This window comes from Paenibacillus xinjiangensis (genome assembly GCF_059686975.1).
Window position 1 is genome coordinate 177,457 of sequence record NZ_JCAALS010000011.1, and the last position, 23,183, is coordinate 200,639.

28 protein-coding genes and 1 pseudogene are annotated in these 23,183 nt (G+C 47.8%); 4 read left to right on the forward strand and 25 right to left on the reverse strand.

Going from position 1 to position 23,183, the window contains the following annotated elements; genetic code table 11:
• Positions 1-37: 37 nt before the first annotated feature.
• From AC6ESP_RS13320 to AC6ESP_RS13335, 4 genes are all read right to left on the reverse strand, one after another.
• Positions 38-2,398, reverse strand: coding sequence for an S-layer homology domain-containing protein (locus tag AC6ESP_RS13320; RefSeq protein ID WP_497097222.1), 2,361 nt, complete (start codon positions 2,396-2,398; stop codon positions 38-40).
• A gap of 161 nt (positions 2,399-2,559) precedes the next feature.
• On the reverse strand, positions 2,560-2,871 hold the full coding sequence (gene trxA, locus AC6ESP_RS13325; RefSeq protein ID WP_497097223.1) for a thioredoxin: 312 nt from the start codon (positions 2,869-2,871) through the stop codon (positions 2,560-2,562).
• Positions 2,872-2,944: 73 nt separating this feature from the next.
• A complete protein-coding gene (locus tag AC6ESP_RS13330) occupies positions 2,945-3,364 on the reverse strand; it encodes an RrF2 family transcriptional regulator (RefSeq protein ID WP_497097224.1) in 420 nt (139 codons plus the stop codon).
• Positions 3,365-3,533: 169 nt separating this feature from the next.
• Positions 3,534-4,313: an aldo/keto reductase gene (locus tag AC6ESP_RS13335; RefSeq protein ID WP_497097251.1), complete on the reverse strand. Its 780-nt coding sequence runs from the start codon at positions 4,311-4,313 to the stop codon at positions 3,534-3,536.
• A gap of 256 nt (positions 4,314-4,569) precedes the next feature.
• Between AC6ESP_RS13335 and AC6ESP_RS13340 the strand changes: the two genes are divergently transcribed.
• A complete protein-coding gene (locus AC6ESP_RS13340; RefSeq protein ID WP_497097225.1) occupies positions 4,570-4,779 on the forward strand; it encodes a hypothetical protein in 210 nt (69 codons plus the stop codon).
• 12 nt (positions 4,780-4,791) lie between these two features.
• Here AC6ESP_RS13340 and AC6ESP_RS13345 read toward each other — a convergent pair whose 3' ends face one another.
• From AC6ESP_RS13345 to AC6ESP_RS13430, 18 genes are all read right to left on the reverse strand, one after another.
• A complete protein-coding gene (locus AC6ESP_RS13345) occupies positions 4,792-4,926 on the reverse strand; it encodes a hypothetical protein (RefSeq protein ID WP_497097226.1) in 135 nt (44 codons plus the stop codon).
• Between the two features lie 32 nt (positions 4,927-4,958).
• Positions 4,959-5,645, reverse strand: coding sequence for a protein kinase family protein (locus AC6ESP_RS13350; protein WP_497097227.1), 687 nt, complete (start codon positions 5,643-5,645; stop codon positions 4,959-4,961).
• Positions 5,646-5,816: 171 nt separating this feature from the next.
• A complete protein-coding gene (locus AC6ESP_RS13355; protein WP_497097228.1) occupies positions 5,817-6,140 on the reverse strand; it encodes a DMT family transporter in 324 nt (107 codons plus the stop codon).
• A 1-nt stretch (position 6,141) separates the two neighbouring features.
• Positions 6,142-6,522: a DMT family transporter gene (locus tag AC6ESP_RS13360; protein WP_497097229.1), complete on the reverse strand. Its 381-nt coding sequence runs from the start codon at positions 6,520-6,522 to the stop codon at positions 6,142-6,144.
• 22 nt (positions 6,523-6,544) lie between these two features.
• A complete protein-coding gene (locus AC6ESP_RS13365; RefSeq protein WP_497097230.1) occupies positions 6,545-7,153 on the reverse strand; it encodes a TetR/AcrR family transcriptional regulator in 609 nt (202 codons plus the stop codon).
• A 195-nt stretch (positions 7,154-7,348) separates the two neighbouring features.
• Entirely contained in the window at positions 7,349-9,025 is a 1,677-nt protein-coding gene (locus AC6ESP_RS13370) for a ribonuclease J (RefSeq protein ID WP_497097231.1), read from the reverse strand.
• A gap of 126 nt (positions 9,026-9,151) precedes the next feature.
• Positions 9,152-9,523 carry a hypothetical protein gene (locus tag AC6ESP_RS13375; RefSeq protein ID WP_497097232.1) on the reverse strand — a complete coding sequence of 124 codons (372 nt, stop codon included), beginning with the start codon at positions 9,521-9,523 and terminating at the stop codon, positions 9,152-9,154.
• Positions 9,524-9,573: 50 nt separating this feature from the next.
• Positions 9,574-10,638, reverse strand: a complete 1,065-nt coding sequence (hisC, locus tag AC6ESP_RS13380; RefSeq protein WP_497097233.1) for a histidinol-phosphate transaminase — start codon at positions 10,636-10,638, stop codon at positions 9,574-9,576.
• 409 nt (positions 10,639-11,047) lie between these two features.
• A complete protein-coding gene (locus tag AC6ESP_RS13385) occupies positions 11,048-11,788 on the reverse strand; it encodes an alpha/beta fold hydrolase (protein WP_497097234.1) in 741 nt (246 codons plus the stop codon).
• Between the two features lie 51 nt (positions 11,789-11,839).
• The gene (locus tag AC6ESP_RS13390; RefSeq protein WP_497097235.1) at positions 11,840-12,340 is read right to left on the reverse strand and encodes a GNAT family N-acetyltransferase; all 501 of its coding nucleotides are present in this window, start codon (positions 12,338-12,340) and stop codon (positions 11,840-11,842) included.
• A 324-nt stretch (positions 12,341-12,664) separates the two neighbouring features.
• Entirely contained in the window at positions 12,665-13,144 is a 480-nt protein-coding gene (locus AC6ESP_RS13395) for a hypothetical protein (RefSeq protein ID WP_497097236.1), read from the reverse strand.
• Between the two features lie 196 nt (positions 13,145-13,340).
• Positions 13,341-13,727, reverse strand: a complete 387-nt coding sequence (locus AC6ESP_RS13400) for a hypothetical protein (RefSeq protein ID WP_497097237.1) — start codon at positions 13,725-13,727, stop codon at positions 13,341-13,343.
• Between the two features lie 111 nt (positions 13,728-13,838).
• Positions 13,839-14,336 carry a hypothetical protein gene (locus tag AC6ESP_RS13405; protein ID WP_497097238.1) on the reverse strand — a complete coding sequence of 166 codons (498 nt, stop codon included), beginning with the start codon at positions 14,334-14,336 and terminating at the stop codon, positions 13,839-13,841.
• Between the two features lie 41 nt (positions 14,337-14,377).
• A complete protein-coding gene (locus AC6ESP_RS13410) occupies positions 14,378-15,070 on the reverse strand; it encodes an HAD family hydrolase (protein ID WP_497097239.1) in 693 nt (230 codons plus the stop codon).
• Positions 15,071-15,117: 47 nt separating this feature from the next.
• Positions 15,118-15,576, reverse strand: a complete 459-nt coding sequence (locus AC6ESP_RS13415; protein WP_497097240.1) for a hypothetical protein — start codon at positions 15,574-15,576, stop codon at positions 15,118-15,120.
• A 155-nt stretch (positions 15,577-15,731) separates the two neighbouring features.
• Complete coding sequence (locus AC6ESP_RS13420; RefSeq protein WP_497097241.1) at positions 15,732-17,123, reverse strand: ABC transporter substrate-binding protein; 1,392 nt, start codon at positions 17,121-17,123, stop codon at positions 15,732-15,734.
• Between the two features lie 89 nt (positions 17,124-17,212).
• A complete protein-coding gene (locus tag AC6ESP_RS13425) occupies positions 17,213-18,043 on the reverse strand; it encodes a carbohydrate ABC transporter permease (RefSeq protein WP_497097242.1) in 831 nt (276 codons plus the stop codon).
• Entirely contained in the window at positions 18,040-18,987 is a 948-nt protein-coding gene (locus AC6ESP_RS13430; RefSeq protein WP_497097243.1) for a carbohydrate ABC transporter permease, read from the reverse strand. Before AC6ESP_RS13430 ends, AC6ESP_RS13425 begins: the two co-directional genes overlap by 4 nt.
• Before the next feature lie 271 nt (positions 18,988-19,258).
• Here AC6ESP_RS13430 and desA point away from each other — a divergent pair, with 271 nt between their 5' ends.
• The 3 genes from desA (at position 19,259) to AC6ESP_RS13445 (ending at position 22,277) form a co-directional block, all read left to right on the forward strand.
• Complete coding sequence (gene desA, locus AC6ESP_RS13435; RefSeq protein ID WP_497097244.1) at positions 19,259-20,308, forward strand: Delta(5) desaturase DesA; 1,050 nt, start codon at positions 19,259-19,261, stop codon at positions 20,306-20,308.
• Positions 20,309-20,390: 82 nt separating this feature from the next.
• Complete coding sequence (locus tag AC6ESP_RS13440; protein WP_497097245.1) at positions 20,391-21,515, forward strand: sensor histidine kinase; 1,125 nt, start codon at positions 20,391-20,393, stop codon at positions 21,513-21,515.
• A 162-nt stretch (positions 21,516-21,677) separates the two neighbouring features.
• Positions 21,678-22,277 (forward strand): response regulator, encoded by a 600-nt coding sequence (locus tag AC6ESP_RS13445; protein WP_497097246.1) that lies wholly within the window; start codon positions 21,678-21,680, stop codon positions 22,275-22,277.
• A gap of 61 nt (positions 22,278-22,338) precedes the next feature.
• On the opposite strand, the gene AC6ESP_RS13450 is transcribed toward AC6ESP_RS13445, so the two are convergent.
• From AC6ESP_RS13450 to AC6ESP_RS13460, 3 genes and pseudogenes are all read right to left on the reverse strand, one after another.
• Complete coding sequence (locus AC6ESP_RS13450) at positions 22,339-22,743, reverse strand: RDD family protein (RefSeq protein ID WP_497097247.1); 405 nt, start codon at positions 22,741-22,743, stop codon at positions 22,339-22,341.
• Between the two features lie 68 nt (positions 22,744-22,811).
• The gene (locus AC6ESP_RS13455; RefSeq protein WP_497097252.1) at positions 22,812-23,000 is read right to left on the reverse strand and encodes a hypothetical protein; all 189 of its coding nucleotides are present in this window, start codon (positions 22,998-23,000) and stop codon (positions 22,812-22,814) included.
• Positions 22,937-23,183 (reverse strand): annotated as a pseudogene (locus tag AC6ESP_RS13460) (group II intron reverse transcriptase/maturase); the annotation flags it as partial. The gene AC6ESP_RS13455 and the pseudogene AC6ESP_RS13460, both read right to left, overlap by 64 nt.

Consider the following 23,183-nt stretch of genomic DNA (forward strand, 5'->3'; position numbering starts at 1 on the left):
TACATCTGCAGAGGCGGTGCTTGACGCATATATCTGCTTAATTGCGCAGCGGAGCTTCTTGCAGATCAGCACGCGTCTGCAGGAAGCGGAAGAAGGCAGCTGAGGCTTCCGCACGGGATACTTTTTTGCCTGGCTGGAACTCATCCTTGGTCAAGGACATAATCCTCAGACCGACCACGATAGCCGCCTGTCCTTTCTTCTCCGTCTTGTCCGCATCCTTGAAGGTAATATTGAACAATTCGTCGTATTCGGCAAGTGGATTGTAGCCTAACGCTCTTACGATAAGCTCCGCCATCTCCTCCCGATCAACCTCGCCCTCGGGATTGAAGGTGCCATCGCCAATATCGATTAGATTTTGCTGAACTGCACTCTCCACATAGATGTAATAATTCGAGCTTCTGGCTACATCATTGAAGGAAGCAGCTTGGCTGGAGTCGGCTGAAGTATAAGCAATCGGCGAACGACCGCTGTTCATCGCAAGAACAAGCATTTTAATTAGCTCCCCGCGTGTAACGACAGCATTTGGACGCACCTTGCCATCCTTCACATCCAGCGCTTTATACGCAACCATCAGCTCAAGCTGACGCTGTGCCCAGTGGCCTTCAATATCCATCGCCTTCGGCTTCTCCAGCTGTGTAGCTTCACCAGTGCTCCTATTGCGCCAGATGCCTGTCTCCGCATCCAAGAATACTTGCTCATCAATGAGACGAGGAACAAGTCGGTACACAAGCTGGGCCTGTGATTTATATTCCACATCACTCGCGTTAGCAACACCTGCAGCCAGCATCGCATTGTATTTCTCAATTGGAATCGGCTGACCCTGATAGTCAATCTGCTGCGCCAGGTAATAGGTCAGCTCTGTGCGGTAATAGGTGAGCCACTTCTCAATAGCATCTTGAGCTTCAATTACAGCTGGTGCTTTGTCTGGATAAGCATAGTCCGCGATATTCGCATCATAGCTGCGGATGTCACCCGTTCGAGCATCAATCGTTACACTAACGTAATCTTGATCCACGATGGCTCCATGTATTTTGTGAGCGAAGGTTACATAATACGAATCAATCGATATAAGCTGACTCGGATCATATTGTCCCGGAGCCGCCTCCACTAGGAACAGTTCATCCACCGCCCAAGGAAGATGCTGCTTCACTGCCTCAACTGCCTTAGCTTGGGCTTGCTCATGAGTGACCGCCGGCTTCGAGCTATTGTCCCGATCGTAAACGTAATAATTATAGCTTCTAATTACGCCGGTATGGCTGTCAACCGTTGCTGAAGCAGAGCCTATCTCATTATTGCCGCTCTTAATGGACCAATTGATATACCAATAGGCTTGCTTCGTCCCCGTATAGTCATCATTGTATTCGTTATAGCTCGACCCTGTAAGCTCGGCCCCTGCCGGCAATGTGAACGATGAAGTGACCTTATCGACAGCTTGCTTCTCCGTTAAGCTCCCCACGCTTGGCTTATCGCCCAGTGCCTTGTCAGATACAGGGGAAGCCGCAATATTATTGGGTCTGTTATATGCCTCCTCCACCGGCTGTCCACTGACAGCATCAATGGCGAGCGTCCCCATCTCATAGCCCAGCAGCGGCTTGCGCTGGGTCTGTCCACTGGCTTGATACGGAACGATGTAAGTAAGTATTGGCTTCGCCAGCTCTGTCAGCCTTGTACTTGCCTGTGCCGGCGTCAGCTTCGTCTGAACTTCGGGGAATTGGATCGTATCGTCCCATTGCAGCGCATAGCGCAAAATATGCCCCTCACTATCGACATCGAGCTCAATGTAGTTATCGACATAGGGGATGCCGTTGACCAAGCGGTCATATCGGATTGAATGCCTTACCTCTCCGGTAAGCGGCGGCAGCAGTTGAATGCCGTAGTCCGGATTATATTGTAATTGTCCTGTATAATTAGGAGCGATGGTGTTGATGAAGCTGCTCGCTATTTGCTGCGCTTCCTCTCGTTCAACCTTCAAGGGATAAGTGGGCTTAGCGCTAGGATTATCAACGTAGGAGTTGAACTCGAGCAGCTCGCCGTTATCGGCATTAAGACGAACATAAATGCTGCCTTTGTGCTTGCCATTCACTTTTTTGACGAAATCAAGACCCCATACGCTCCGTTTGCCGCCTGCCAGCACATCGGCCGAGAAGCTCGTGCTCTGCAGCGCATATTCCTTCGGTATGCTCACACTGCTGCGTGCAAGCTCTTCAGCCTTAGCCTTCGTTATCGCTGCATGGGCTGGTTCCTCTGTATTCGCCTCCACTGCTGCCAAATCCCCCTCTGTCGCTGCTAATCGTATAACGCTTGAATGGTTCTTGCTCTCAGCAAACACTGCACTTGGAACGCTGCTTATCAGCACCGCTGCTGTCGCCAAAGCAACAATCCGTCTACCTCTTGCCATCCACAATCCCTCCCATGCTTATCCACCTGATTTGAACTAATCTATAGACGCTGCACCAATAAGGGATGTTGCGTATTTTTTTACATTAATTTCATAAAACACAAAAAAAACGCCCCCTGCCACACGAGGTGGAAGGGGGCGGCTTCTAATCTGCTTCAGTCTTACAGCTGAGCAGAGATTTTTGCTTTGAGGGAATCTTTGCTTTGTACGCCAACCATTTTGTCAACAGGTTGACCATCTTTGAACAAGATCAAAGTTGGAATGCTCATTACGCCGAATTGGGAAGCCAATTCAGGCTGCTCATCCACGTTGATTTTCGCGATAACAGCTTGGCCTTCCATTTCAGTAGCCAGCTCCTCCACGATAGGAAGCTGCATTTTGCAAGGTCCGCACCATGGTGCCCAGAAGTCTACCAATGAAACGCCGCTCTCAACGCTAGTTGAGAAATTTTCTTTTGTCAATGCTACTGCCATGATTACTCATCCTCTCCAATCAAAGTTTTATGATAAGGAAATACCCGCTACACCGTGCTCGTAAACCATTGCCTTATCCGCGAGCGTGAATTTGGTTCAATACGTCTTGGATAGTAATCTCGCCGAAATTCGCTTCGAGCTGCTTCTCCGCCTTACAAAAGATGCTAAACATGACTTGATTCATATTCGAGCCTACGACACAATCCATGCCTGGATCACCAGAGCACCAGCTCGGTATGAAGGAGCCTTGCGCCATCACCCGATAAATATCACCAAGTGTAACCACATTCGGATCAATTGTGAGCTTGTAGCCGCCGCCCGCGCCTTCGCGCGTATCGACGTATCCGCTTCGACGCAATCCGCTCATTACCTTACGAACACGTGCGGAGTGCGTACCGACATTGTCGGCAATCATCTCACTGCTCGCCATTCTATCGGGCAAATAAGCTAAATAAACGAGACTGTGTACGGCAATCGTAAATTCGCTGTTCAATGTGAACGGCCTCCCTACTTTGTACTGTAATAATAACAATTACAGTTGACTCTGTCAATAGCCGGGCCGCCCGAATTCATTCTTATGATGCGAAGACCGTACTTAGGATATGCACCGCAAGCACTAGCTTATCATTCCCAGCTGCTTAAGGCCGTACAAACAGTCTATATTAGAAATTAAAATTCATCGGATCGGAGCCGTATCGACGGTTCTCATTCAAGCCATTGATAGCCGATACTTCTTCTTCTGTCAGCTCGAAGTCAAAGATATCGGCATTCTCAATAATTCTTTCCTTGCGGACTGACTTCGGGATTGTAACAACACCATTCTGCAGATCCCATCTAAGCACAACCTGTGCCGGTGTTTTACCATATTTGACGCCTATTTGCTTGAACAGCTCAACATCTAGATTCCCCTGCAGCAGTGGACTCCATGCTTCCAGCTGAATGCCCCGCTCCTTGCAGAGAGCCTGAACGTCAGGCCGAGTCAGGAATGGTTGGAATTCAATCTGATTCACAGCAGGCACGACTTCGCATTCCGCTAATAATTCCGTTAATTGCGGCACTAGGAAATTACTCACGCCGATCGCTCGTACGTAACCATCCTTGTACAGCTTCTCCAGCGCACTGTAAGTTTCTTTGAACTTACCTACGACTGGCCAGTGAACCAGATACAGATCGATGACATCCAGCTTCAGCTTGCGTCTGCTCGCTTCGAAGGCTTGAAGCGTGCTCTCATAGCCCTGATCACTGTTCCATACCTTCGTCGTAATAAATAATTGCTCTCGATTGATTCCGCTTTCAGCTACAGCTCTTCCTACACCTTCTTCATTGCCATACGCTGCCGCCGTATCAATACTCCGATAGCCAGCTTCAAGGGCATCTGTTACGGCCTGCTCAACCTGCTCACCCTCTTGGGATTTGTAGACACCAAGCCCGAGCCAAGGCATATGTACACCATTATTCAGCTCTGTGGATTGCGTGATTGCTGTTACACGGTTCACTTGCACTCCTCCTCGATCTGCATGAGATGCTTAATTAGAATCCATATTATTCTAACATTAATCGAGCTGTCGAAACCGTTCCGGATCTTGTTCCTATATAAATTTTACGAAATGTTCAATCGATTCCTGTCATGCATGTGATAGATGCGTGAATACATATGTACGGAATGGCTAATCTGTGCAAGGCGGGGAGGTGCGCGAGGTGGCATTTCTGTGGAAACGATGGGTTGCCATTAGAACCGAGGGCGGTTCTCGAGCTGATCTGATTGACAGGATGGAAGCACATTTGAAGGCAAATGGAGTGAAATCCAAAATCACGTCCGAAGGAAATACCTTGAAACGGCTTCATGTCTTAACGAAAGATGAAGAACGTGCCAAGGCATTATTGGAAGATTTCGATGCCGAGCATTAGAACATCAACCCATTAGGTCACGCCATCCATGACCTGCCTCGCACTCCCCCACTTCTCCGGCTGCAGAAGAGACTCTGTTCCATGGGCTGTAGGCAGGCAGGTCCATAGGTTGGCCGCAATCCGCTGTCCCCCCCTGTCAGGCGGCACCGCTGCACGCGGCTGCCGCCTCTTTGTTGGCTCTAGGACTGTGACTCGTTAGACGATGAACGCACCCAACGATAGCCTTTGCGCACACCGTTCATCACCCATTCGGGGACAGGCAGCGGACGCTTCGATAAGAACGGCATGTAGATCCGATTATAGCCCCGTTTCAGATCATCCCACATCAGGCAAGGATCTTCCTTGAGGAAATCCGACACATCGACAACTAAACCTCGTCCCTGCTCAGACACCATCACATTCTTGCCATGCACGTCATGCGGGTTCAGTCCTTTGCTCCTTGCATAATCCAGTGCTTTATCGATGTCCTCGATCACTTGTGCCGGAATCAGAATACCATCAAGTACGCATTGATACAGCGTCTTCCCCCTAAGCTTGCGAAGCACAAGATAATACAGCCCGTTGAACAGTCCTGAGGCATAGCAAGTCGAATACGCAGGATGTTCGCCTATCCGTTCATACACTTCCCTCTCGCTATTCCAGCCCTCCCGACCAGGCGCATATACCTTAACCGCATAGTCAGGATAGCTGCTGCGGGTAAATACAGCCGCATAATTGCCTGCCCCCAGCAGCTCCCAATCTTGCGGCACATGGTGCACCTGTACGGGATTGCCTGGGTCTACACTCTCGATCTTCACGACTTGCAGCAAGCTCTCCTCTATTATCGCAATAAGCTTGTCCCGTTGGTCCCTATCTCTATGAAGCATAAATCCCCACTCCTATATCTACACGATCTATCATCCGAATCTTATAGCTAATTACTCACATTGTAAAACGGAGCCGCCAAAAAAGAAAGCCGCGCTTGATAATGAAAAAGAAGCGGATTCCTGCAAGGTGCTGTTCGCCCTCCCTGAGAATCCGCCTATACACTACTGCAGCTAGTGGCTGCCGCCAGTCATTTTCAACCCGATAACTCCGACAATAATCATCAGTACGAATAAGATCTTCTTCCAATTCCGCGAATCTCCGAACCATATCATCCCCAGCAGTACACTGCCGAAGGAGCCTATCCCCGTCCATATGCCGTATCCCGTACTAAGCGGAATTTCCTCCAGCGCCTTGGAGAGCAGGTAGAAGCTGAAGGCTCCGAATACGATAGCCCCTGCCGTACCTTTCCACTTGCGGAATCCATCCGACAGCTTCATGGACGTTACACCGCCAACCTCCGCTAATCCGGATAAGATGAGAAACATCCAAGCCATTTTATGCTCTCTCCTTTCCAGTAAGCTGTTCTGAGGAAGCTGTTACCGGCTCCTGCTTCTCATCCTTGGATGAGACCAGCTTAAGTCCTATAATTCCCGCTATTAATATGGCAATAAACAATAACTGTAATGGATCTGCTGGCTCATCCAATACCAATATGCCGACTACAACTGTTCCTACCGTTCCAATTCCGGTGAATACCGCATACGCCGTACCAATCTCAATTAACCGCATAACCCGTGCGAGCAGGATGAAGCTCACTAGAATTAGAGCTACCGTGATGATACTTGGCAGCAGCACAGTGAACCCTTCTGAATACTTAAGTCCGAACGTCCAGGCCACCTCGATGAGACCTGCTATAATTAGATAAACCCATGCCACTTGTACTCAATCCTCTCTGTCGTCATTCCAATCTGTCTACCGTCCATATGCTTAGCAATGACTCCCATATTATTCGCTTACGCTCCACGAATACGGCATCATCATAAATTTGAAACTCAACCAACAGCCCATCTATACAGTTGTAGAATATCGCAATCATGCGGTCTCCATTCTGCTCTGTGAATACGCCCTCCCGCTGCCCTTCGGAGAACAATACCTTCAAATGCACATTAATGGCTTCCTCCAGCTTCATAACGGCCTGCCTTAGATGATCACGCAAATGTCTAGGCGGAACCAGCATCGTTCGCTTAAAGAAGGATTGGCCTGCCGTCAACTGGTTGAAATCGGTGAAGAAATTGAATACTTCATATAGCCGCTCCAGAATGGGCTCCTGCTTCGACGACTCTATCAGCTTATGGAACTGCGCCAATTCCTCGGCAGCACCCTCCTCTGATAGTTGGAGGAACAGCTGCTCCTTGGACTTGAAATGAGAATAGATCGAAGGCGTCTTAATCCCGACTACCTTGGCAATCTCAGACATAGACGTACCCTCATAACCCGATTCCGTGAACATCATCAGTGCCGCTTCCTTAATGCGCTGCGCTGTAGGTGGTTGATTGGATGGATTCATACTTACCCCCGCCTTCACTTGTTCCCTCGCCTAACGAACGTTAGTCTCACGCTATTGTAGGACCTCTGGTTCCAAAAGTCAAGGCGCGCAAAAAAACCTTGCACAGAAAACGGGCGTTACCGTCATCCATGCAAGGCTCTATATTTATTCGTATCGGCTCACTAAGCAAAGTGAAGTGGACTGGTTAGGCGCCGATTATACTTCCATGATGATTGGAAGGATCATCGGCTTTCTTTTCGTTTGCTCATATAAGAATCGTCCGAGCGAGTCTTTCACATTTGATTTCAGCGTTGTCCATTGATTGACATTGTCGCTGATTGATTTCGTTATCGTTCTGGAAACAATTCTGCCCGCTTCTTCAAGCAGTCCTTCCGATTCGCGTACATATACGAACCCACGGGAAATAATATCTGGTCCCGACTTGATCGTCTTATCCTGCTTGCTAATCGTTACCACGACGACAAGAATACCGTCCTGAGATAGGTGCTTACGGTCGCGAAGCACGATATTGCCGACATCGCCGATGCCTAAACCATCAATATACGTGTTGCCAGCTGGTACTTTACCCGCTTTGCGAGCAGCACCGCCAGCGATTTCCACCACTTCGCCATTATCAACAATAAAGATATTGCTGCGATCGACGCCGACAGCTTCTGCAAGCATTTTGTGATGAAGCTGCATCCGGTATTCACCATGAATAGGAATGAAATACTTCGGAGACATCAGATGAAGCATAAGCTTAAGCTCTTCCTGGCTAGCATGACCTGATACGTGCATACCTGTAGCCGCGCCTTGTCCGTAGATGACATTAGCACCTAAACGGAACAACTCGTCCACTGTACGTCCGATACTGCGCTCATTGCCTGGGATTGGAGTCGCGGAGATAATAACCGTGTCTCCTTCTAGAATTTCCACTTGACGGTGGTTGGAACGAGCCATACGCGTAAGAGCGGACATCGGCTCGCCTTGGCTGCCTGTACATAGAATGACAATCTGGTTGTCCGCATAGCGGTTAACCTCATTCGTCTCAATCAGCATGCCATCTGGAATTTCCAAATAACCAAGGTCTGATGCAATCGTAATCATGTTGACCATACTGCGGCCAATAACCGCAAGCTTACGGCCAGTAGCAACACCAGCATCAATAACCTGCTGCAGTCGATATACATTAGATGCAAACGTCGATACAATAACACGGCGTTCTGCCTTGCGGAAAGCGTCGATAAAGTTCGCGCCTACGATTTTTTCCGAAGGGGTGAAGCCTGGACGTTCAGCATTCGTACTCTCGGATAGCAGAGCAAGAACGCCTTTCTTCCCGATTTCAGCCATCCGGTGCAGATCGGCATGATGACCGCTTACCGGCGATTGATCGAATTTGAAATCTCCTGTATGAACTACGACACCTTCTGGAGTGTCGAGAACCACGCCAAGGGAATCCGGAATACTGTGATTCGTCTTGAAGAATGACGCCGTCATCGAACCAAACTTGAGCTCGGATTCGGCATGGATCAAAGTTCTCTCCGTCGTGCCGAGCAAGCCCGCTTCCTTCAGCTTCCCTTCGATCAGGCCCATAGTTAGTCTGCTGGCATATATCGGCAAGCTAAGCTGCTTCAATATATATGGCAAGCCACCGATGTGATCTTCATGTCCATGAGTGATGAGCACTGCTCTAACTTTGTCCTTGTTTTCAATCAGGTATGTGATGTCCGGTACGATGATATCAATACCGAGCAACTCCTCATCGGGAAACTTGGAACCGCAATCAATTACAATAATATCGTTGGCATATTGTACTGCGTACATGTTTTTACCAATTTCACCTACGCCGCCCAAGGCAAAAATGGATAGTTTGTTTTCTGTCCTGTTATTCAAAAATTAACCTCCTATTTATAAGACTGACGACGATTGTTATACTTCAAACTAAAAAAATCCGAACCAGTCACTTGCAACCATTATAGCACGAAAAAATAATAAAAAGGAAATAGGCTGTAAAGCCTTTTATTCCCTACGAAACTTCCCCCATGCAGCGAGTGCTGCATTGACTGCAATTCCGATCAGAACACCAATTGCGATAGTACCTAGATTCAGCCCATGTATGAACAACAGCAGTATTCCTCCACCTGTTTCATCATCAGCAAGAGGGAATACAAAGCTAAATAAGAACGAGGCAATCACGACCATTGGCACCCAGAGCACGGGAATAAACAGAGGGAAGTACCAATACTTGCTGCGAAACCACAGAACAACCGGCACAGCATAAAGGGCCGCTAATAGGATGCTGATGGTGTAAGCCATATCAATAACGACACTGTAACGATAAGCTATGTGATAAAAAGTATTCCCGATTACAGCGTAAATCACGCTAAGCATTACGATGAAAAGAGTCGAACGTCGGAAGCTCTTATGCTTCGCTTCCTCCATTATACAGCCACGATCTCTTGGATGGCTTCAATAAATGCGCTCATCTCTTCATCCGTTCCAATCGTTACTCTTAAGTACTCGTTAATACGAGGCTTATTGAAGTAACGGACTAGAATGCCCTTCTCACGAAGCTGCTTGAATAATGTCTCCGCAGGCTTCACCGGATGTGAGATGAACACGAAGTTCGCTTGAGAATCCGTCATCCGGAAGCCCAGCTCGGTAAGCTCACGGATGACAGCCTCGCGAGTAGCCATGATTTTATGAGCCGTCTCCTTGAAGTGAGCTTCATCTTGAATAGCCGCCACCGCTCCTGCGAGCGCCAGCCTGTCCAGCGTATAGGAGTTGAACGAGTTTTTGACCCGATTCAAGCCGTCAATCAGCTCTTCACTGCCAAGTGCCCAGCCTACTCGAAGCCCTGCCAGCGAACGTGATTTGGACAAAGTCTGAACGACGAGCAGATTCGGATATTCGTTCACAAGCCTTGCTGCGGACTCCCCGCCGAAATCAATGTAAGCTTCATCAATAATAACGACTTGGTCGCGATTATGCTCGAGAACAGCGCGGAATTCATCAACCGGAATGAGGTTAGGCGTTGGTGCATTCGGGTTAGGAATGACGATGCCGCCGTTCTCACGGCTGTTGAATTGCCCAAGCGGCATACGGAACTGCTCGTCCAGCGGTATAAGATCCGCCTTCAGGCCATAGAAATCCGCATACACCTGATAGAAGCTGTATGTAATATCTGCGAACAGAACAGGCTTCGCTGGATCGAAGAATGCGGCGAAGGCGAAGGCAAGCACTTCATCGGAGCCATTACCCACGAATACTTGCTGCGGGGACAGCTTGTAATAATCCGCTATCGTCCGCACCAGCTCATCGCAGGTTGGATCCGGATAGAGACGTAGATCCTCATTGACTTCCCCACGAATCGCCTCCAATACTTTCGGAGACGGCGGGTAGGGACTTTCATTCGTATTCAGCTTAATATATTTTTTGTCCTTCGGCTGCTCCCCTGGCACATAAGGAACCAATGAAGCGGCTAGTGGACTCCAAAACTTACTCAATGTTCATTCTCCCTTCTCTTCTGCAGGCAAGCTATATGTTCCAGAATAATTCATTTGGCGATGTAACACCACATTGTATTTGTAAAGGAGGGGATGCTTTGCGCAGACCCTCAATTTGCTATTGTTGATATTGACTTTTAGGCAGCATTATCGGGCTCGCGAGGCTCATTTCGCCATTAATGCTGACTTTTGAGCAGCATTATCGGGCTCGCGCAGCCCTTTTCGCCATTAATGCTGACTTTTGAGCAGCATTATCGAACTCGCGCGGCCTTTTTCGCCATTAATGCTGACTTTTGAGCAGCATTATCGAACTCGCACGGCTCATTTCGCCATTAATGCTGACTCTTGAACAGCATTATCGGGCTCGTGCAGCCAGCTGCTCCCCAACTGGAATAGTTTCTACGAGCTTCTAATCATTAAACTCAATAAAAGCTGCAATCGCTTCATAGGCTTCTGCTTGCTGCATACCCAGAATGTTATGCCCAGATTGGTCGAAGGCGCGTATCGTAACATCGCTGCCAATAGCCTTATACCGCTGTTCATCGGCATCCTTGATCAGAGCATCCTCCAGCATCCCGCGCAAGACCAATAAAGGGTACTCCGGGCTCAGAGGAAAAGCCAGCGAGGTAGATTCCCTCTGAATCCCCCGCACAGCCTCTTCACGTATGAATGTACCCAAACGCTGCTGTGGAATCAAATAGTCTTGGATGTAGCCCTCCGCCCATGTGAGTGACATCGCTCTGTGCTCTGCCGGGTAATCTACCACAATGACAGAACGCAGCTTTGTCTCCTGCTCTCCACAGCTGTGAAGGTAACCAAGCGCATAGGATACACCGCGGGAGTAACTGAATAGATGGAATTGCTCAAGACCCGCTTCCCGAATAACCGCTTCTATATCAGATACATGATGCTCCCAATCATACCCTGAGACAGGCGTATCACTGCGGCCTCTACCGCGGAATGACAACGCAACACATCTTCGAGGGGCAAGGAACTGCATTAGCTCCTCATATTCCTCAGCTGTCATCGATAATCCTGGGCAGATGAGCACAGGGGTGAGGCTAGGATCGGCAGAGGGACTAGTGTCGATAAAATGAATAGACAATCCGTTATTATTGGCGAATCTCGCATTCATAATTATCCGATCCATAGCGCATTCTCTCCTTCATCATCCACTACACCGCTGACGCACCCCTGCTGCTTACACTCTTCTTCCTACAATAACAAGATCTCGTTCTACTCCATCAAGCTCCGCTACCTTTGGCAAAAACGCCCATTGCTCGAAGCCATACTTCCTAAGCAAGGCCAAGCTTGGCTCGTTATGTCCGAATATAAAGCCTAGCAGCGTATGAATGTTCAGCCCAGGGCTGGCCTCCAGCGCCTTGCCAATCAGCACAGAGCCTAGTCCTTGTGAACGATACTCCTCTGCAATATAGATACTGATCTCCGCAGTAGCATTATAAGCAGGACGGCCATAGAAGGATTGGAAGCTAAGCCATGCCATAATCTTGCCTTCTTCCTCAACAACCCATAAAGGCCTGAAATCCGGAGAATGCTCATCGAACCAGTCTTGCTTGCTTGCTACCGATACTGGCTCCAGATCCGCTGTTACTTGACGTGAGGCTATTGTCGAATTATAGATCTCTACGATGCGGGGCAGATCCTCAATCCCTGCATCTCTGATGTCATAAGCACGCTCCACACGAACCTCTCCTTCAACGTTGTTCTATGTAAGAATTGTACAGCCTCCTCGGTATTTGTGCACTATAAAAAAGCGTCCCCCGCCTTCATAAGAAGGCCAACAGGATGCTCTCTTTTCCAAAGTCAGCCGTTAAAAGTCAGCTGCAATGTACCTCTCTTCAACCTCTGCTGCCCGATGGTCTGGGATTTCGCGAACGAATCCGTTCCAATTCTTCAGCAGCGAAATCTGGTACGCCATGAATAGGAAGGAAGCACACGAAGAGAGCATTTTGGATGAACAAAGCCTGACAACCGATTCCGCCATCGTTCGTCTACGGAATGAACCTTATTCTACAACTTCCAGATTGAATCTTATATGATTGCTGCTTCCACTTAAGTACGAGGTGTTACTTGCATTCTCCCATGTCTCCCCGAACGTTACAGCCATATTCGCCTTCCGGTGCGGTACCAGATGTATCGTCACGGGAGGCAGTGTTACAGTCTGAATATCTCCAATGCTAGTATGAACAACAGGCTCGACTTGAACCAACTTAGCTTTGCCATAGTTATAGAGCTCAAGATTGCAGCTCCCTGTTGCCCTGTTGTCCTCCTTGGACATCAGCGAATAATTGCAACTATTCTTTCCTGCTTGATAAGCAATGGAGCTCACGGCTGTTGAGTTATAATGAACAGCTACCATCAGCTTCTCCGTAGCAAGGGGATATACGATGACGAAAGCGATGCAGCCTAGGATGATTCGTCTTAGAATTGTAGGATATCTCGGACGGTAAGTTTTAGCGGCACCACCGATGCCTGTAATAAGCATTACTAGACCTATAAGCACCGAATAGTGCAATCCGGTCCCCGACGACGGGTGGGACCAAGGTGACATGCCTATCCATCTTATTAAGGTATCCCCGTAAGAATAGCCGAGGTGATGATTCACCGATAAGATCAACCCACACACAAGGAGCGTCAAATATAGTTTCCCTTTATGCTTCCCTATGCTTTGAACCCGAAGCTTAAATCCCATGCTTGTTCGCACCTCCAACTTTCCGTGAAACCGTCTTGGCGATATAAATAATGATCAGCACTGCTGAGACCAGATGAATAGCTAAGTAACCGGCTAATAATTCTCTTGTATGGACAATGGTGATCCATTGATTCAACATCAATAGCAGGAACGACAGGTGCAGGGCTAGACTAAGGCCGTAGACCAGCTTACTTGCTCTGCTCCACAGCGTTAGTCTCCCATCCATGATGATAATTCCAATAACTCCATATGCGAGGCTATACAAATACCCAAGAGGCGCTTCTTCAATATCTAATGCATAGGCTAGAAACGGCGACATATAGGCTATACAGCAGATCAACGTCAGTGCGGCTATCGTTATGCGTAAATTTCTCATACGAGTCACCCTTTTCTTTTTTTGAAAATTATACCACAGGTTCCAGGAGCAAGTGGTCTTAGCAAGCAATAAAGCCAAGGCAATATGCCCTGGCTTTCAGTTAACCTGATGCTACTCTAACGCCTCTACAAGCTCGCTCATCATCTGCTCCACGGCATGCCCATCCGTCTTCTTCATATAAATAAAGAGTGCATTCTTCGCCGTATAGAAATGCGGAGTGTACACAAGATTAATAAGCTCTGTCTGCTGCTTAATAGCTCTTTGTCCAAGATAGCTGTCTTCCCCTGATGGAAAAACATACACATACAGGAGCTCATCGTTATCTAAATCGTAGACTTGAATCTCAGCCCGATCCAGCTCGTACTGCTCCTTAATGGGAGTACTCGACAAGGCTGCTTGCAGGTCGGACTGCGCCAAATCTTCCTGTACCTCGTTCATGGATAGAAGACTTAGATCTACTCCTTTAACTGATATGCAGCTGGATAAAAAAATAGATACCAATAGCAATACCACCACAAAGCTCGACAACGTATAAGTTGTCCTGCGTGATAATGAATCACGGCCTTGATTGTACCAGCGACTGAGCTGCAGCTTATTGCGGTTCTTCACTCTATGCGGCCTCCTCCCAGCTCTGCTGCTCCCAGAACCCTCTAGTGATTCTCGTCAATCAACGCCAGCAATTGTCTCAGCTTATGTATAGTGTGAACAGGCTCCGGCAGCTCAGCAGCCCACTCCGTCGTTCCGCTCAGCCATACTGTCTGCAAGCCAGCAGCCTCTGCCCCCTGAATGTCATTCACAGGATGATCACCTACATACCAACTATGACGAGCTGAAGCCCCCAATTGTTCCAATGTCAGGAAAAAAATACCTACATCTGGCTTCTTCACGCCAACCTCTTCAGAGACAGCAATCGCATCGAAATATGCTCGAATTCCAGCTTGATCGATCTTCGCATATTGCGTCCTAATGGAGCCATTCGTTATGAGTCCCAGCTTGAAGCCCCTCGCTCTAAGCTCCGTTAATACTTCTATAGCTCCATCCATAAGCACCGTATATTTATAAAACTCCGAGAACCAATAGTCCAGCAATTGCTGAGCAGTGGTGTCCGCCTGCTTCATCTTCAAATCACGGAGCAGCTCCTCGTACAGCTCTCGTTTCTTCCGATAGCCATTGCGATCGGCCAACCGGATATATTCCGCAATACTAGCCTTATGCTGATGATCAGACACATCAACGAACTGCTCTACGAAGCTGTCGATGTACAGCTCGAAGGCTTGCTGCCTGTTCACTAACGTATTATCCAAATCAAATAAGATCGCTTCGATTGGCGGTTGAACGCTCATAACCTCTGCTCATCCTTCCTATTCAATGGCTTGAATGAAATGACCGGCTACATCCATCTCACAAAACTCTTACTCAGCACTCGCACCTGATTGTCATCTGCCCAATCCCGCAGGCTCTTCATCGCACGATCCTCATCGCCAGCGATTCTAAAGCTTAAGTCCATCGGAGCGATAATACGATCTTTTAGCATAATTCCAATTATTGGATTGAAATAACCCTTCACCCTAATCTCCTTGATGCAATCAGCAGCTATTGTCTGACCATTTATAATAATCGTATGACTATCTAGCTGCAGCTCTAATGGCCCCTGCTTTCTATGCTTCATATACAAATATAGCTGAATGATAAATAAGAGAAGCCAGACAAAGCCCATGTAAAAAAAGATGTCCCGTTCGTTACGAAGCATACTTCTAATGCTAAAGGAGAAGAACAAGCCATATTGCAATCCATAAAGAATAAGTGTACTCACCAGCGTTGTGCTCCGATTGATTTGAATTGAGGTCATAGCCATCAGCCCTTTCTAATCGAAGTAAAGGTTTATACATTTTACCATATTATCCATTTACAGACCCCTTTCTTTATCATGTGCGCATCACGATCACAAAAAAATCCAGCCCCGCTTAACGCGCGAGGCTGGCTTGTCCTTACCATAACAACTGATTATTGCACGGTTTTATTGTATGTGCCGATCTTCTCTGTGATCGCTTTGGCTGCATCGTCGAGAGCCTTCTGAGGGTCCTTGACGCCTGTGAGCGCTTCTTCAATCGCATTCTCCACGATCTGTCTTGCTTCAGGGAAGACTCCGATTACAGCTCCTTGAGAAGCCGTACTCGGCTTGGATGCATGAAGCTGATCAACAGCCGTCTGGAATTGCGGGTATTTCGCCAGATTATCGGCAACAATCTGCTCATCATAAGCTTTTTTCGTAATCGGGAAGTAGCCTGTGTTAATGTGCCAGTAAGCTTGTGTCTCTGGCTTGCCTAGGAACTTAATGAATTCCCAAGCTGCCTGCTGCTCTGCTTCTGGCTTGTTGTTCATAATCCACAAGCTCGCACCGCCTACAACTACGCCGCCCTCTTGGGAAGCCGATTCTTTGGGCAGGAAGCCTGTCCCTACCTCGAACTTGCCGCCTACCGCATCAACGATACCGCGCAGCGATGCTGTCGAATCAAGTGTCATCGCGACTTGGCCTGCTGCGAATGCTTTTTTGGTATCATCGGTTTTGCGGCCGAGATTGAGTGCAGCTTTGCTATCCACAAGCTCCTTCCACCAAGTAAGTGTCTTCACGCCCGTCTCACTGTTCAATAACGATTCGGAAGCAGGCGTCGTGCGGCCATTCCCGTTATTCACGTATTCAATCCCTTGATTAGCGAAGAACTGCTCCATGAACCACCCATAGATCGCGAAGGAAGCGCCCGATTGACCGTCCTTGCTAAGTGCTGCTGCTGCTTCCTTAACTTCTTCGAATGTAACGGGAGGCTTCTCTGGATCAAGTCCTGCTGCCTCGAACATATCTTTGTTGTAGTAAAGAATAGGATTCGATGTGTTGAATGGCATGGAGTGCAGCTTGCCATCGAATGTATAATAGTTCGTAATATTCTCCTCAAGCTGGGAGAGATCATAGCCTTCGGCGTCAACAAATGTCTGTACGGGAGTAGTCGCCTTCGAATCAATCATGAAGCGTGAACCAATCTCGTACACCTGAATTAGAGAAGGGCCGGATTTGGAATCCATGGATGCTTTCATTTTGTTCAAGCTCTCGTCATACGTCCCCTGGTACACCTCTTCTACCTGAACACCAGTCTGCGATGCGTTGAAGTCCGATACCAGCTGTGTCACGGCTTTGCCCAGCTCGCCGCCCATGGAATGCCACCATACGACCTTAACCGGCTCCTGCGCTGCTTCTGTTGTAGGCGCTGTAGTAGCCGCATTACCTGCCGGCTCTGCATTACCAGCTTGGTTATTCCCCCCTGTATTGCCTCCACAAGCCGATAGTACGAGCAGTACAGCCATCATCGTGATTGCTATTCCTGTTCTTCGCTTCAACACCATTTGTTTGCTCTCTCCCTTTATCTTTATATTTCACTCTTATATGGAAGCGTCCTAAGCGGACGATAGCCATTCTAATAAGCCTTGTTCCTCTACCCTTTGACGGCTCCAGCGGTGATCCCCCGCACTAGCTGCTTCAAGCCGAGAACGAGCAGCAGCAAGGAAGGCAGCAACACGATGGCTACCCCAGCCAGTACAATATTCCAAGCTGTAAATTCCTCGAATTGCAGCATCCCAATTCCGATCTGCACCGTGCGCATGCGATCACTATTCGTGATGAGCAGAGGCCACAGATACATATTCCACGAATTCAGGAACACATAGACCGAGAGTGAGGCAAGCGCCGGACGTGATAAAGGCAGCACAATGGCAATAAAATGCCGAACATGTCCACATCCGTCTATTCTCGCTGCCTCGAACAGCTCACGGGGCAGCTGCATGAAGAACTGCCTGAGCAGGAACACGCCGAAAGCCGAAGCTAGAAACGGAATCGTAAGCCCTTGGTAAGAGTCCAGCCATCCCCATGACTTAACCGTGAGATAGTTCGGAATTATCGTCACTTCCCAAGGAATCATCATGGTCGACAGGAACAATAGGAACCAGAAGCTTTTGCCTGGGAATCGAATATATACGAAGGCATAAGCCGCCATACTGGCGACGAACACTTGTCCGATCATAATAACCGTCGCGATAACAAAGCTATTGCCAATAAAAGCGCCTACCGGAATCAGATCGAATACAGCGGCAATACTACCCATATACAAGCCGCTTGGCACCAGATTCGGCGGATATTGGGAGGCCTCCTCTGTGGTCATGAACGATTGCAGAAAAGTATAGGCCAGCGGGAATACTATGCATGCAGCCAGCACCAGCAATATCAAATACAAAGACGTATGGCGCACACTGCGCAGCGTTCGGTTCATTGGTAATGCACCTTCTTCTCTACAAATACGAATTGGATGAACGTGAGAATAAGAATAATGGCGAACAGGACGAGTGACAGCGCACTGCCTGTACCGAACTGATAGTTGATGAACGCTTCCTTATAGATGGAATACACCAGCACTTCCGTAGAACCGGCTGGTCCCCCTTTGGTCAGCATATGGACTTGTCCGAACGATTGGAATGCACTGATTAAGGAAACGACAGTTAGGAAAAATAAAGTGGGAGACAGCAGCGGCAATACGATCTGAACGAAGGTTCTAATGGGGCCTGCGCCATCTATCGTTGCGCTCTCCGTTATATCCTCCGCGATGCCCTGCAGCCCGCTCAATATAATAATGTAGTTGAAGCCTGACTGCATCCACACCGTCATCAGAGCAATAGACAATAAGGAAACGGATGGATCAGTCAGCCATTGCACAGGAGACAGACCGACCTGTGTCAGCAAATAATTGAGCATCCCCATCGTCGGATGGAATAGGACCATCCATATCACCGATGCCGTACCAACGGATAATGCCATGGGCACAGAAAATACGAATTGAAAGAGCTTCATCCCCGGAAGCTTCACATGTGTTAGCGCTGCGGTTACCACTGCGATCACCAGTCCCACCGGGACGGTCAGCAAGGCGAACATCCCTGTTACCCCAAGGCTGTTCCAGAACTGCTCCGATTGAAACAGCTGCGTATAATTGTCGATTCCGACATACGCCGCTACTCTACCGCGCGGGTCGGTCAATTGAAAGCTCAGGTACACCGATTTCACCAGCGGATAAAATAAAAAAACGGCGAATAATAACAAAGACGGTGCCAGAAACAAATAACCAAGTGTATTTTCTTTCCGATTCCGCACCTTAACCTTAGCTGCTTCAGAGCGACGAACAGCTTGAACAGGCAGAACCAGCTTTTGTTGCTGCGAATCCATGCTTACTCATCTTCCTTTCTCTCTAGCTTCACGCTTAAGTTTAGAGAGTGTGTGTTAGAGGACTGTTATAGAGGTTTGAAGATTTTATTTTCATTTGGAAAACATTTAGTAAATTTGGTAGTTACTCCTTCCCGACATGACATTTGTCATGTATACACACTGACATTTATGACTGTGTAAGATGCGCTGTTTTGCCTACAATATAAATAGACCTAACTTCGTAGACGTTTCTAACGTTATCGATGCGTAACCATGAGGAGGAATTCATGCAATGACTCAAGCCAAACAAGCTCATCTAAAAAAAGAGGTTGCCCCTTACGAAAAAACCGACATCAAATCGAGTGTAAGACAATTAATTAACACCTTAATTCCTTTATTTGTACTCTGGTATGCTGCCTATTTAAGCTTATCCGTTTCCGTATGGCTTACAGTGGCGCTTGGCATAGTTACATCGGGATTCGTTATCCGTACCTTTATCATTTTTCATGATTGCACGCATGGCTCCTTCTTCAAAAACAAACGAGCAAACACCATTTTCGGCACCATCACAGGTGTCATAACACTCGTTCCTTACCAACAATGGAAATATAGTCACTCTATGCATCACGCAACGAGCAGCAACTTAGACAAACGGGGAATCGGCGACATGTGGATTCTTACCGTGGATGAATATATAGCTGCTTCTGTGTGGGTTAGATTGGCTTATCGCATATATCGTAATCCTTTCGTTATGTTCGGCATTGGTCCAATTGCCGTGTTCCTCATTCAGTACCGTTTCAACCGTAAAGGTGCCAAACGCAAAGAACGTCTCAATACGTATATTACAAATGTATCGATCGTTGCTCTCTATGCCCTGCTCATCTGGGCGATTGGCTGGCAAGCCTTTCTTATCGTACAAGGACCTATCTTCTTCTTCTCTGGCTTGCTTGGTATTTGGCTGTTCTACGTACAGCATCAATTCGAGGATTCTTACTTCGAGAACGAGGATGAGTGGAGTTATGTAAAAGCAGCCGTAGATGGCAGCTCTTACTACAAGCTTCCTAAGCTGCTGCAATGGATTACCGGCAATATTGGCTTCCACCATGTGCATCATCTAAGCCCTAAGGTGCCTAACTACTATTTGGAGCAAGCGCATAATGCGACACCGCCTCTTCATAAAGCGACGACCATTACGCTCAAAACAAGCTTGAAGTCCCTTCACTTCCGTCTATGGGATGAAGAGAACAAAACCTTCGTCAGCTTCAAAGGGATCAAGCAAAGACTTAGCAAGAAAGATACAGAGACTATGCCATCGCCGCGCCCAAGATTGCAGGCCAAATAACCCTACCAACTATTAATGGATGCTATATGTTAGAATAGAATCAACTTTTTTCGAGGAATGACGCAGGAAGGGTGGGACATATATGCAGAAATGGCATCAAATATTTCATAAAAGCACGGGGCTCAGCCCTTATGTATGGGTCGTCTTCTGCATCCTCCCTTTCTACTTCATATTCCGTTCCTCCTCTACGTTCGAGGTCGTCTATGGAATCGCAATGATTCTACTATTCTTCACCTGCTATGTGCTGTCCTTTGTTGCTAAAGGATGGCTCATTTATTTCTGGACTAGCGTTCAGATTCTGGTCTCTATAGCGATGACACTGCTGTTCGGTTACGTGTATTTCTCCATTTTCTTAGCATTCTTCATTGGAAATATCCGTCATCGCGGCGGATTCATTACACTGTATACGATTCATCTTATTTCAACCTTCGCAACCATTAACTATGGATTTGCTACCTCTGATCCGATGCTGATCAATCAGTTCCCTTTCATACTCGTTTCCTTAATGGTCGTTATCATGCTTCCACTCAACAACTATAATCGGAACAAGCAGGAACGGCTGGAAGTGAAGCTGGAGGATGCGAACAAGAAAATTTCTGAGCTAGTGAAGCTGGAAGAGCGTCAGCGTATTGCCCGTGATCTGCATGATACTCTTGGTCAGAAGCTCTCGCTTATTGGACTTAAGAGCGATCTGGCTGGCAAGCTGATTAGCAAGAATCCGGCTCAAGCTCAAGTAGAAATCAACGATGTTCGGCAGACGGCCAGAACCGCACTGAAGGAAGTTAGGGAGCTTGTCACTCAAATGCGGGGAACTAGGGTAGAGGAAGAAATTATCAAGGTGAAGCAGATTCTGAGCGCAGCAGAAATCGAATTCGAGCTTGAAGGGGACCCGGTACTCAAAAACACTTCTCTATTGACGGAGAATGTGCTTAGCATGTGTCTCAAGGAAGCCGTTACCAATGTCGTCAAGCATAGCCAGGCTTCCATCTGTTCGATCTCCATAGAGCCTACCCGAACAGAGCTCATCATTAAGGTGAAAGATAACGGCGTCGGCATTAAGTCCCCGCAAGGCTATTTCGCAGGAAATGGGCTTAGAGGGATGAAAGAACGGCTCGAATTCGTCAATGGCAGCTTGGACATTATAACGGATAATGGAGCAGCTCTGACCATTCGGGTGCCGAATGCGGTCAGCCAGCTTCCGACTTAAGTGCGTTTTGCTTCGCAAAACATGAAGCCTATGCTTACGGAGTATGTTTTGCTTCGCAAAACATTAGGCCCATGCTTACGAAGTATGTTTTGCTTCGCAAAACATTAGGCCCATGCTTACGAAGTATGTTTTGCTTCGCAAAACATTTGAGGAGGTAAAAAAATGATAAGTATTGTGATTGCAGAGGATCAGAGAATGCTGCTCGGAGCACTGGCTTCCCTGCTTGACCTGGAAGAGGACATGCAAGTCGTTGGCAAAGCAAGCAACGGAGAAGATGCCGTTGCCCTCGTCCACCTTCACAAGCCGGATATATGCATTATGGATATTGAAATGCCTGCCAAGACCGGACTTGATGCTGCAGAGGAGCTTAGAGGTGCTGGATGTAAAGTCATCATATTGACGACATTCGCACGCTCGGGTTACTTCGACCGTGCCTTGAAAGCGGGGGTAAGCGGCTATCTCTTGAAAGACAGTCCAAGCGAAGAATTGGCTAGCTCGATTCGAAGCATTATGGCTGGTCGCCGCATTTATGCCTCTGAGCTAGTAGACGATGCATTTGGTCAAGAGAACCCGTTAACAGAGCGCGAGAAGGAAGTGCTCGGACTGATTGCCGACGGCAAGAATACAAAGGAAATCGCCAGTGAGCTCTATCTGACAACAGGCACTGTCCGCAATTATATCTCCATCATCCTCGATAAGCTGGATGTCAGCAACCGCATCGAAGCCATTACGAGGTTCAAAGAGAAGGGCTGGTTCAAGTGAATATGAACCGCCCTTATTCTTTGTCCTTATGTCTTCCCTCCTCTACGAACCGCCTATCCTATCATTTATCATATACAACCTCTGTGCCAGCGATCATGTCATGAATGGACCTCTTATCCTCTCGCAGCCCCACCATAAAGGCGCTTACGATTGCCGCAATCCCGAACGTAATGCCATAGATGATGCCCGTTACAACGTTGCGTAATAGCATTGTACCAATCCCTGGTGCTGATCCATCCAGCCTCCTAATCTGAATACCGCATATCCGCTTGCCAATCGTATAACCGTTCCACAGTACAGGCAGCAGCAAAGAATACAGAAACCCAAGGATGTCGGTGAATGGCTCTTTTCCTTCTCCGCCTGTCAAGATAAACGACAGAATAGCTAGTGGAATAGACACAATAATTATATCCAGTACAGCAGCGCCCAAGCGTATCCAAAAACCTGCATTCCTGTTAAGATTCATTCCGCAGCAGCTCCTCTACTTTCGAATCTGTTAGAAGCAAGGAATACAAGCACCTCACTTCTCCTTCCCTATTGTAATAAGAGGGCACGGCGGTTATTCCACTTCTGTAGGCCATTCAGATGAATCGAGTAGGAGGGGGCGGTTAGCCCCCGACCTCTCACACCACCGTACGTACCGATCGGTATACGGCGGTTCATGTCATATTCCGCATAGATTTGTATCTGTCCGTTAAACTCTTCAAGCCGTTGTTTAACCAAAATTGGTTGTTTAGCGTGGTTTGAAGAACTGGACTACCTGCAACTCTCCAATATTTCTTCCTTGTATTTCCTCACTCATTAGCTTTCACCTTGGAGACGCCAAGTGCCGTTAGCTTCCTCACTTTCGTTCGAGGAAGCTTCCACTGTTTCCACACGCACATGCGCAGCCTTCTTCTCGTCCAC

Excerpts from the sequence above, each read along its gene's own strand:
- AC6ESP_RS13440 (WP_497097245.1), top strand. The coding sequence starts at position 20,391 with ATGCAGAAATGGCATCAAATATTTCATAAAAGCACGGGGCTCAGCCCT.
- AC6ESP_RS13415 (WP_497097240.1), bottom strand. The coding sequence starts at position 15,576 with ATGACCTCAATTCAAATCAATCGGAGCACAACGCTGGTGAGTACACTT.
- AC6ESP_RS13445 (WP_497097246.1), top strand. The coding sequence starts at position 21,678 with ATGATAAGTATTGTGATTGCAGAGGATCAGAGAATGCTGCTCGGAGCA.
- AC6ESP_RS13450 (WP_497097247.1), bottom strand. The coding sequence starts at position 22,743 with ATGAATCTTAACAGGAATGCAGGTTTTTGGATACGCTTGGGCGCTGCT.
- AC6ESP_RS13395 (WP_497097236.1), bottom strand. The coding sequence starts at position 13,144 with ATGCTTATTACAGGCATCGGTGGTGCCGCTAAAACTTACCGTCCGAGA.
- AC6ESP_RS13320 (WP_497097222.1), bottom strand. The coding sequence starts at position 2,398 with ATGGCAAGAGGTAGACGGATTGTTGCTTTGGCGACAGCAGCGGTGCTG.
- desA (WP_497097244.1), top strand. The coding sequence starts at position 19,259 with ATGACTCAAGCCAAACAAGCTCATCTAAAAAAAGAGGTTGCCCCTTAC.
- trxA (WP_497097223.1), bottom strand. The coding sequence starts at position 2,871 with ATGGCAGTAGCATTGACAAAAGAAAATTTCTCAACTAGCGTTGAGAGC.
- AC6ESP_RS13425 (WP_497097242.1), bottom strand. The coding sequence starts at position 18,043 with ATGAACCGAACGCTGCGCAGTGTGCGCCATACGTCTTTGTATTTGATA.
- AC6ESP_RS13335 (WP_497097251.1), bottom strand. The coding sequence starts at position 4,313 with ATGCCTTGGCTCGGGCTTGGTGTCTACAAATCCCAAGAGGGTGAGCAG.
- AC6ESP_RS13420 (WP_497097241.1), bottom strand. The coding sequence starts at position 17,123 with ATGGTGTTGAAGCGAAGAACAGGAATAGCAATCACGATGATGGCTGTA.
- AC6ESP_RS13430 (WP_497097243.1), bottom strand. The coding sequence starts at position 18,987 with ATGGATTCGCAGCAACAAAAGCTGGTTCTGCCTGTTCAAGCTGTTCGT.
- AC6ESP_RS13385 (WP_497097234.1), bottom strand. The coding sequence starts at position 11,788 with ATGGATCGGATAATTATGAATGCGAGATTCGCCAATAATAACGGATTG.
- AC6ESP_RS13375 (WP_497097232.1), bottom strand. The coding sequence starts at position 9,523 with ATGCTTAGCGTGATTTACGCTGTAATCGGGAATACTTTTTATCACATA.
- AC6ESP_RS13365 (WP_497097230.1), bottom strand. The coding sequence starts at position 7,153 with ATGAATCCATCCAATCAACCACCTACAGCGCAGCGCATTAAGGAAGCG.
- AC6ESP_RS13355 (WP_497097228.1), bottom strand. The coding sequence starts at position 6,140 with ATGGCTTGGATGTTTCTCATCTTATCCGGATTAGCGGAGGTTGGCGGT.
- AC6ESP_RS13410 (WP_497097239.1), bottom strand. The coding sequence starts at position 15,070 with ATGAGCGTTCAACCGCCAATCGAAGCGATCTTATTTGATTTGGATAAT.
- AC6ESP_RS13350 (WP_497097227.1), bottom strand. The coding sequence starts at position 5,645 with ATGCTTCATAGAGATAGGGACCAACGGGACAAGCTTATTGCGATAATA.
- AC6ESP_RS13400 (WP_497097237.1), bottom strand. The coding sequence starts at position 13,727 with ATGAGAAATTTACGCATAACGATAGCCGCACTGACGTTGATCTGCTGT.